Genomic DNA, 7,228 nt, shown 5'->3' on the forward strand with positions numbered 1-7,228 from the left:
GGACGATGACGGGTGACCACATGGCCGATGTAAGCGGCCGACAGCACGGCCGCCGTCCCAGCCTCCAGGCCGTCGGTGCTCAGCGCCTCCAGCACGGTCAGTTCGTCGGCCGTGGGAGTGGCGGCCCGCAGCGCGGCGGCTCGATCCAGTCTCCTAGGGCGGCACCCATTCGGAAAACGCCCCTCCGCGCCCCATGGCGTCGGCGTGGTCACGGACGATGTCCCGGACGCTGGCCGCGTACGGCACGTCATTGAGCACCGAACAGACGCCGATGCGCGTGTCGTCCGAAGCGGTGACCAGCCAGGGCCAGTCTTTGCCGCCCTCCTGCGAGACCACGTAGACCGCTCCGCGGACCACCGCGTTCCAGCCGCTCGGGCCGGTCCGCGTCACCGTGACGCGGCGCTCGCCCGTGCCCATGACGATTTCCCGCGGTCCGTGCTGGGACATGACGAGGCCGTCGTCGCGTCGGTCATCCTCCGCCGCCTGCCGTTCCCCGGCCTCCTGCTGGATCCGCGCCCAATCGGCCGCCCGCTCCTGCTCTGCCTGCACATCCCGCTTTGCCTGCTCCGCCGCCAGCCGCTCCCGCATGGCCTGCATCTCCTTGGCCCACTGCTCAACCCGCCGCAGCTGTGCGGCGCGGCGCCGCTTCTCCTCCTCCCCGTTCGGCAGCGGAGCAAGACGCCTGGCCGCTTCCCGCGACGTCTGCTTGCTGGTTCGGCCGGTGTGGTGAAGACGCACCCGTGCCCGGTAGGCCGCCCGATGATCCGGGTACAGCAGATCAGGGGCGGCGGCGCACCAACGGTGCGCGGTGACGCCGTCGGGCGCGACCGTGACAGGACCGCGCCGACCGGCACGGGGCACCGCGATGTAGCCGCCGGATGCCAGCAGCTTCACCAGAGCGGCCCGCACCCGGCGGCCCCGGCCCTCACGGCGGCGGACGATCCCGGACGTGTCCGCGTACAGGTCCCGCGCGTACGCGGCGGCCAGGACGTCGGCCAGCCCGGTGCACCAGCCCATACGGGGCAGTTCGGTTCGGGCTTCACTCTCACCGAGCCACTGGCCCATGCCGCGCTATTCCATTCCCGAGGTGTCGGCGGTGTCGGCGGTTTCCGCCATGGTGGAGGTTTCGATCGCTGCCGCCGTGTGCCCGGATTTACGCCCCGCGCTCTGTTCGGCGGCCCGGCCGTTGTCACCCTCGTCGCAGGGCTCCGCGTCCCTGGTGGCGCCCGCAGCATCGAATGGGGAGGACAGGGCCTGCCCCGCCCGGACCGAGGCGACCAGGGCGGCGGCCTCGTCCTGCGCCTTCTCGCCGCCGCCCCGCTCGCGCACCGCCGCACGGGCTTCCCGCTTCGCACGGTCGTCGCCGTCGGCCGCACCCTGGGCTATGAGCGCATCGGCCAGCGCCCTGGACGGCCACGGCGTCCGCTCCCCGTTCTCCAGAGCCTCGGTGAGCAGCTGCCCGCACAGCTCCGCCGCACGATCGCCCCACTGCTTCCAGTGCAGAGCGCACGTCCTGGGATCGCCTTTGGCCACGTCGCGGGCGAGATCGACTACATCCAGCCCGGAGAACCGGCTGCCCCCGCGGGCTGTGCCGTGGGAGGTGCCGTGGGCGTCGTTCAGGATCCGGCCGGAAAGACAGCGGGCGCAGGCGGTGAACCGGCCGGGTTCGCAGCCCTGATCGGTGACCACGGATACCCAGTAGCGGGCGCCGGAGCGCTTCGCGCTGCACTTGCCGACGTAGGGCGCGGACATCGCGCAGTACGCGTCGGCGTCGGCCGCTGTGTCGTCGTCGGTACACACGGAGACCACGCGGAGACGGGAGTTCGCCACGCCTTCCAGGGCGGAACTCCACACCTTCCATTCGGCGACGTACCGCCGGTTGTCGGGTCCCTTGCGCACCCAGTCCTCACCCGTGCACCCCTGGCGGCCGTCGGCGGCCGCCAGGTGCTCGAAGCCCCAACGGCATTCGGCGATCAGACCCACGGCGCCGAAGCGTCGGGCCAGGAACACGCCGGGTTCAAGCTGCACACGGTCGGGCGTGCACGCGAATGCCGGAGCCTGCACTGTGTACTGTCCGTATGCCGCCCACAGACCGGCGAACCGGGTACGGGTGGCGGAGTCCTCACGGATCCGGGCAAGCAGCCTGGTAAGGGGGCCGTCCTCGATGCCGGCGGTCCACCAGTACGAGCCGTCAGCGTCGTGTCCGGCCTGTCCGGCCTCCCACCGGCACTCTTCCGGACGCCCGCAGGGGACGAGCCGGATGCGGAACGCATGCCCGGCCGCCGTCCTCAGCACCCAGATGGCGGAGAGCTGGGCGGCGGCGACATCATTACCGGCCGCCACCCCCGGCTGCCCGGCGGCGCGGGACACGGCCGTCTCAGCCGCCGCCGGCTTCGCCTGCACCGTACGCCGCGCCAGGTGGCCAGACGCGCCTCGGGCATGGGCGGCCTCAGGGGTCATGACGGCCACCCGGTCCCGCTGTTCGACGCCGGGGCCGGCTCTACTGGCTTGCACGTGGCGTGCCACTCCGAGCCGTCGGCCACCGTCGACCCGCACCCCTGGCAGTGCGAGACAACCGGCGCGGCCTCTACCGGGATGCGCCAGCCGTGGCACGCCTCGGCGCCGTCGGCAGAGAACAACAGCACCCCACGCGACCACTGGTCACGGCCGACCGTGGCGCGGAGCCCGGCCGCTTTCAGCATCCCGTTGATGATCCAGTCGGTGGCATTCACCAGAGCGCCGACGTGCGCGCCGTCGGCGTCGACCACAGGCACAGTCGGCTCGTGGACGGCGCCGCACGCGCATACCAGGCGCAGCCCGGCACCCCACGGCTTGAAGTCCGTCACCTCAGCAGCGGTGGCCACCGGACGTTCCCCGGCGGGCAGCGCGGCGCACACGGCGTGCCGATCCTCCTCCGCCTTCGCAGCATCCTCGAACGCGCACCCGTACAGATTCAGCATCTCTTCACGGGCGGATTCGACACGGGCGGCGGCATCCTCCATGCGCGCGCACTCGGCCACGTAATCGGACAGGACCCCCGCCTCGCGGCAGGTCCGTGCCGACTCCGCACAGTGTGCGGCGTCCCGCTTCGCACGGTTCACAACGTCGTACGCCTCCTCACAGAAGCGGACGGCCGACCACACGTCCTCGGCGAGCGCGTCACCCTCCCGGACCCGGTCCCCGCACGCCCGTGCCCGCTCCACGTCACCGGCAGCGAGCACCACAGCCCCCTGCACACGGGCACGGGCCGTCGTCAGCCGCTCCACCGCCGCCGCCCAGGCGGACGCCGAACGGCCGGACTCCGCGCGCTCCGCACGCGCTTCATCGCGGCCGGCCAGCCCGGCACAGTCGGCGGCCGCCCGCGCGTCCGACCGCTCACCGGCATAGTACGTATCCCAGTACAGGGCGTTGTAGAAGTCCTGAACGCCGTTGTCCGCGGCCTGAGCGGTCTCAAGCGCCGCCCACTCGGCGGGGGCGTGCTCGGCAAGCCCGACCGGCTCCCCGTAGCTGATGTGCGGGTACTTGGACCAGTCGGCCAGGCGCTTGCGGTCGCTGCCGGTACCGAACCCCTGGGGATTCTTCCGGACGGCGGCCGCCGCCTCCCGCAGCGTCTCAGCGCCGCGCCCCTCGATCAGACCGGCCACGGCCAGCGTGAACGCCACGGCGGCGGCGCTGAGACGGTCACCGGCGATCAGCGAGGCGGACGTGTACCGCGACGGGATATAGACCGACCGGTCCGAGTGCTTCGACTTCACCCACGCGTCGTACTGCGCCACGAACGACCGCGACGGGTCACCCTGCCCAGCGTGCTTCACGCCGTCGTAGCCGGTGTAGCCGTCGAACCAGGCACACCAGTCGCGCGAGGCGTTCTCGAACATGGTGATCAGCCGGGCGTATCCGCGGGCCGTCGGCTCACGGCCCGACTCGGCCAGCTGCCGGCGCCACCGGGACTCCTCGGCGTTCAGCCGCTCCTGCGCCTCCTCGATGATGGGAGCGGCAAGCGCTTCCCGCTTCGCGCGCGCCACGGCGTCCGCGATCGCCTTCCCCGCTTCTTTGACGTGCTGCCCGGCCAGCACGACCGCATGCCGCCACGACGCGCACCCCCGTGCGTCGTCGCCGTCGGTCTCGGCCAGCCACGCCCGTGCCGCCTTCACGGCATCGGTGGCCGACCGCTCCGCCGCCTCGGCTTCCGCGTAGGCGGCCAAGGCCAACTCCACCGCCCGCGCGCCCGTGGGCGTGCAGCCGTCGAGGGCGCTGAACGCGTCCCGCGCGTCGCACAAGGCGGCACTGACCTTAGCCACGGCGCCGTCCATCTGCCCGACCCACTCCGCGGCGTCCCGGCCCCACACCGTGCGGCCCGTGGCTTCGTGCACACGGGAGACGACGCGTGCGGCCTTGACGGCCTCGCGTACCGCCTTGAACCCGCCGGTCGAGGCGGACGCCGTGAACTTGCCCGTCGCCTCGTTCCAGGCACAGACGTGCTCTGTCTCCTCCACCCCGGCGCGCACCATCACGAGCCCGCAGATGACCAGGGCACGCACCCACAGCCGGCCGGTCCAGCGGCGCTCCGTGCGCACGTCCCAGCCCAGACGGTCCGCCTCGTGCACCAGAACACCCGCGTTGCGGGGCAGGTCCGCCAGCGCGGCCGCCGCTGCTTCGGCGCCGTGGGCCTGGTCGCCGCATCCGCCGCAGAGCCCCCCGCGGACTTCGTGGCGCCGGCACTCCGGGCACGACTGGGCTGTCGTCTCCTGGTCCGCGGGGGCGAGGGCCTCGCGCGCAGAGTGCCGGATGAGTTTCCGGCCGTCGGCCGAGCTGTGGGCATGCCCGGTGACCGGCTCGGAGACCTCCGCCCCGCGCCGGGCCGGAGCGCCGTCGCTCCCGGTGTCAGAAAGGTCGGTCCGTGCAGGCTCCATCGTCATCGCTGCACCTCCAGAACAGCGGCAGGTCCTTCGGCGGTCTCCTGAGGCGACACGGTGATCATCCGCTGTGATCCACTGACCGCCCGGGCCGCCCTGATCCTGTGGCTCCAGTTGCCCAGGACATGAGCAGGAGTAGGCCACGCGTCGAACATCTCCAGCGTGAGGACATCGCACCGGCGCACCACCGCGGGGATGTACAGGAGCGTCAGCTGGACGTAGCTCATGTGCATGGCCTGCGGCCCGATGTCCTCCGCCGTCACATGCAGCTGCGTCTGCGGATTCAGGCCGTGCTCCAGCATCGCCTGCGACAGCGCGATGATGAACGCGCTCGCGCCACAGGCGGGCTCATACATGTCCGCGAAGCCGTGGGTGCTCACCTGCTCGACTGCCGAGTCGATCTGCATCTCAGCCATCAGCCGGGCGACGCCGTAGGGGGTGTAGTGCTGGCCGAGCCGCCCGTTGCCGAGCTCCAACTCCATGTAGAGGCGGCCGAGCACGTCACAGGGATCGCGCTCCATCTCCGTGATCACCAGCGCCAGGGCGTGCACGAAGCAGTCCAGCTCTGTTCTGCTGTAGCCGCCGGCGGTCTGAAGGTACCGCCCTTCGCGCGCTTCCCAGGACTCGCTCCCGCGGACGTCCACGACATTGCGCAGAGCCAGCGCCGCCATCTCGACGAAGTCGCCGAAGACTTCACTCATCCGCTTCGCGCCGGTGTTCGCCGCCAGCAACGCTGCAGCCTCGCGGTGGCCGCTCACTGACCCGGCTCGATGCGGCGATGCGAGTCGACCGTCAGGACCGCAGTGGAGCCGGGACGTTTCTCATCCGAACCGAGCAGCCTCCGCCGGGCCATCAGGCCACCTCCTTACTGCGCTTGCCCGCGGACTTCACAGCGAGGGCCTGCTCCTCGACATGGCGCGCCGCGATGTACAGCCCTTCGCGGTTCAGGTGCCGCGAATAACTCGAATCGAGGTAGAGCACGGGCACGTCACCGGCGGCCTTCAGCAGCGCCGGGTGCAGCAGGTGCTTGATCGGACCCGAGCCGCCGCCGTAGACGTAGACGACCTCGGTCGTCGCACCGGCCTGGGAGAGGACGTCGCTGAAGGAGGAGACGATCGCGTCGACCAGGTAATTGGCCTCGTTCTCGACGAAACCGGCGGTGCGCTGGTGACGGTTCCTCACCAGCGCCGACGGCTCTGCGTGGAGGAAGTCGGCCAGCTGCTTCCGGGAGGAGAACTGCAGCGTGGCGTCCGACTCGCTCATGCGCTCCATGGCGATCATCAGCGCGGTGCCGTAGCCCTCGTTGCGGGTGTCGGCAGCCTCGGGGTTGAACCGGCCGTCGGTGAAGACCGGGAAATTCACGGTGCCCTCGCCGACGTCGACACCGATCGTGTTCTGCACCGCCACCAGATCGGAGGCGGAGACCCCTTCCACGAAGGACGCGTCACGAGCCCGCAGATCGTCGAGCAAGGCCTGTGCGAGCGGCTCACCCTTGTCGGTGATGGCGAACTGCGCCGAGGCGCCCTCGGCCATCACCTGGACGTCGACGAACTGCAGACGCACCGAGACCGGGGTGCTGAAATTCTTGATCGTCACCAGGTGCACCGTCGGATCCGCGCCGCCCAGCAGACCGATGAACTCGGCAGCATAGGCGTGACGGCGCGCGACGAACTCAGAGATCGGCAACGCCAGACCGGCGCGCACCTGCACGCGCAACTCGTGATCGGGCAGCACGCCGTTCTCGCGGACGTAGTCACGCAGGGCCTTCGCGGCGACGACACCCAGGACCAGGACCTTGCTCAGCTCCTGATCGGCCTTGGAGTGCTTGCCCACCACCTCGAACTCGGTGAACTTCGAGCCACGCACAGAAAGCGCTGCGCGACCGAAGATCCGGCGGTCCGATGCCACCACGAGGGGAGTGGTGAGCGAGCAGTCGATCTGGTTGTAGAAATCTCCGGCCAGTACGGAGGCCGCATCAGCGTCGGGGAGCGGCACCTTCGGCGAGGTGCGGGATGTCGAGACGACCGCGCTGGGCAGATCGATCTCGTCGAAAGTCCCCTGCTTCGTATTCTGGATAACGCCCTTGACGTAGCCATTGCCGACGTCAATGCCGCCGGTAAGCGTGATGAGGTCATTGCTGCTGGCGCTCATGAATTCGATCCCTCGGTGTCTGTTCTGTCTTCCTGGAAAATGAAATTCACCGCGTCAATCAGCGCCGGGTACTCGCCATGATTTCGTCGATGGATGCCTGCTTCGGCGGCTCGGGTGCTGGGCTCGAGGCGCTTGCCGCGGGCTCCTCGGCTGTCTCCACC

The 7,228-nt window shown here is 70.5% G+C and carries 5 protein-coding genes; all 5 read right to left on the minus strand.

The annotated features are described in order from the left end of the window. Positions 1 to 153: 153 nt before the first annotated feature. Positions 154 to 1,065 carry a hypothetical protein gene (locus ACFU99_RS19800; RefSeq protein WP_384393633.1) on the minus strand — a complete coding sequence of 304 codons (912 nt, stop codon included), beginning with the start codon at positions 1,063 to 1,065 and terminating at the stop codon, positions 154 to 156. A gap of 6 nt (positions 1,066 to 1,071) precedes the next feature. Continuing rightward, positions 1,072 to 2,460: a hypothetical protein gene (locus tag ACFU99_RS19805; RefSeq protein WP_384393636.1), complete on the minus strand. Its 1,389-nt coding sequence runs from the start codon at positions 2,458 to 2,460 to the stop codon at positions 1,072 to 1,074. Beyond that, positions 2,457 to 4,919, minus strand: a complete 2,463-nt coding sequence (locus tag ACFU99_RS19810) for a hypothetical protein (protein WP_384393639.1) — start codon at positions 4,917 to 4,919, stop codon at positions 2,457 to 2,459. Before ACFU99_RS19810 ends, ACFU99_RS19805 begins: the two co-directional genes overlap by 4 nt. Next, complete coding sequence (locus tag ACFU99_RS19815) at positions 4,916 to 5,647, minus strand: N-6 DNA methylase (RefSeq protein WP_384393641.1); 732 nt, start codon at positions 5,645 to 5,647, stop codon at positions 4,916 to 4,918. The genes ACFU99_RS19810 and ACFU99_RS19815 overlap by 4 nt, the downstream gene beginning before the upstream one ends. Before the next feature lie 121 nt (positions 5,648 to 5,768). Continuing rightward, positions 5,769 to 7,067: a hypothetical protein gene (locus ACFU99_RS19820; RefSeq protein ID WP_384393644.1), complete on the minus strand. Its 1,299-nt coding sequence runs from the start codon at positions 7,065 to 7,067 to the stop codon at positions 5,769 to 5,771. Between the last annotated feature and the right edge of the window lie 161 nt (positions 7,068 to 7,228).

It is taken from the genome of Streptomyces sp. NPDC057654, assembly GCF_042800135.1.
Classification (GTDB): Bacteria; Actinomycetota; Actinomycetes; order Streptomycetales; family Streptomycetaceae; genus Streptomyces.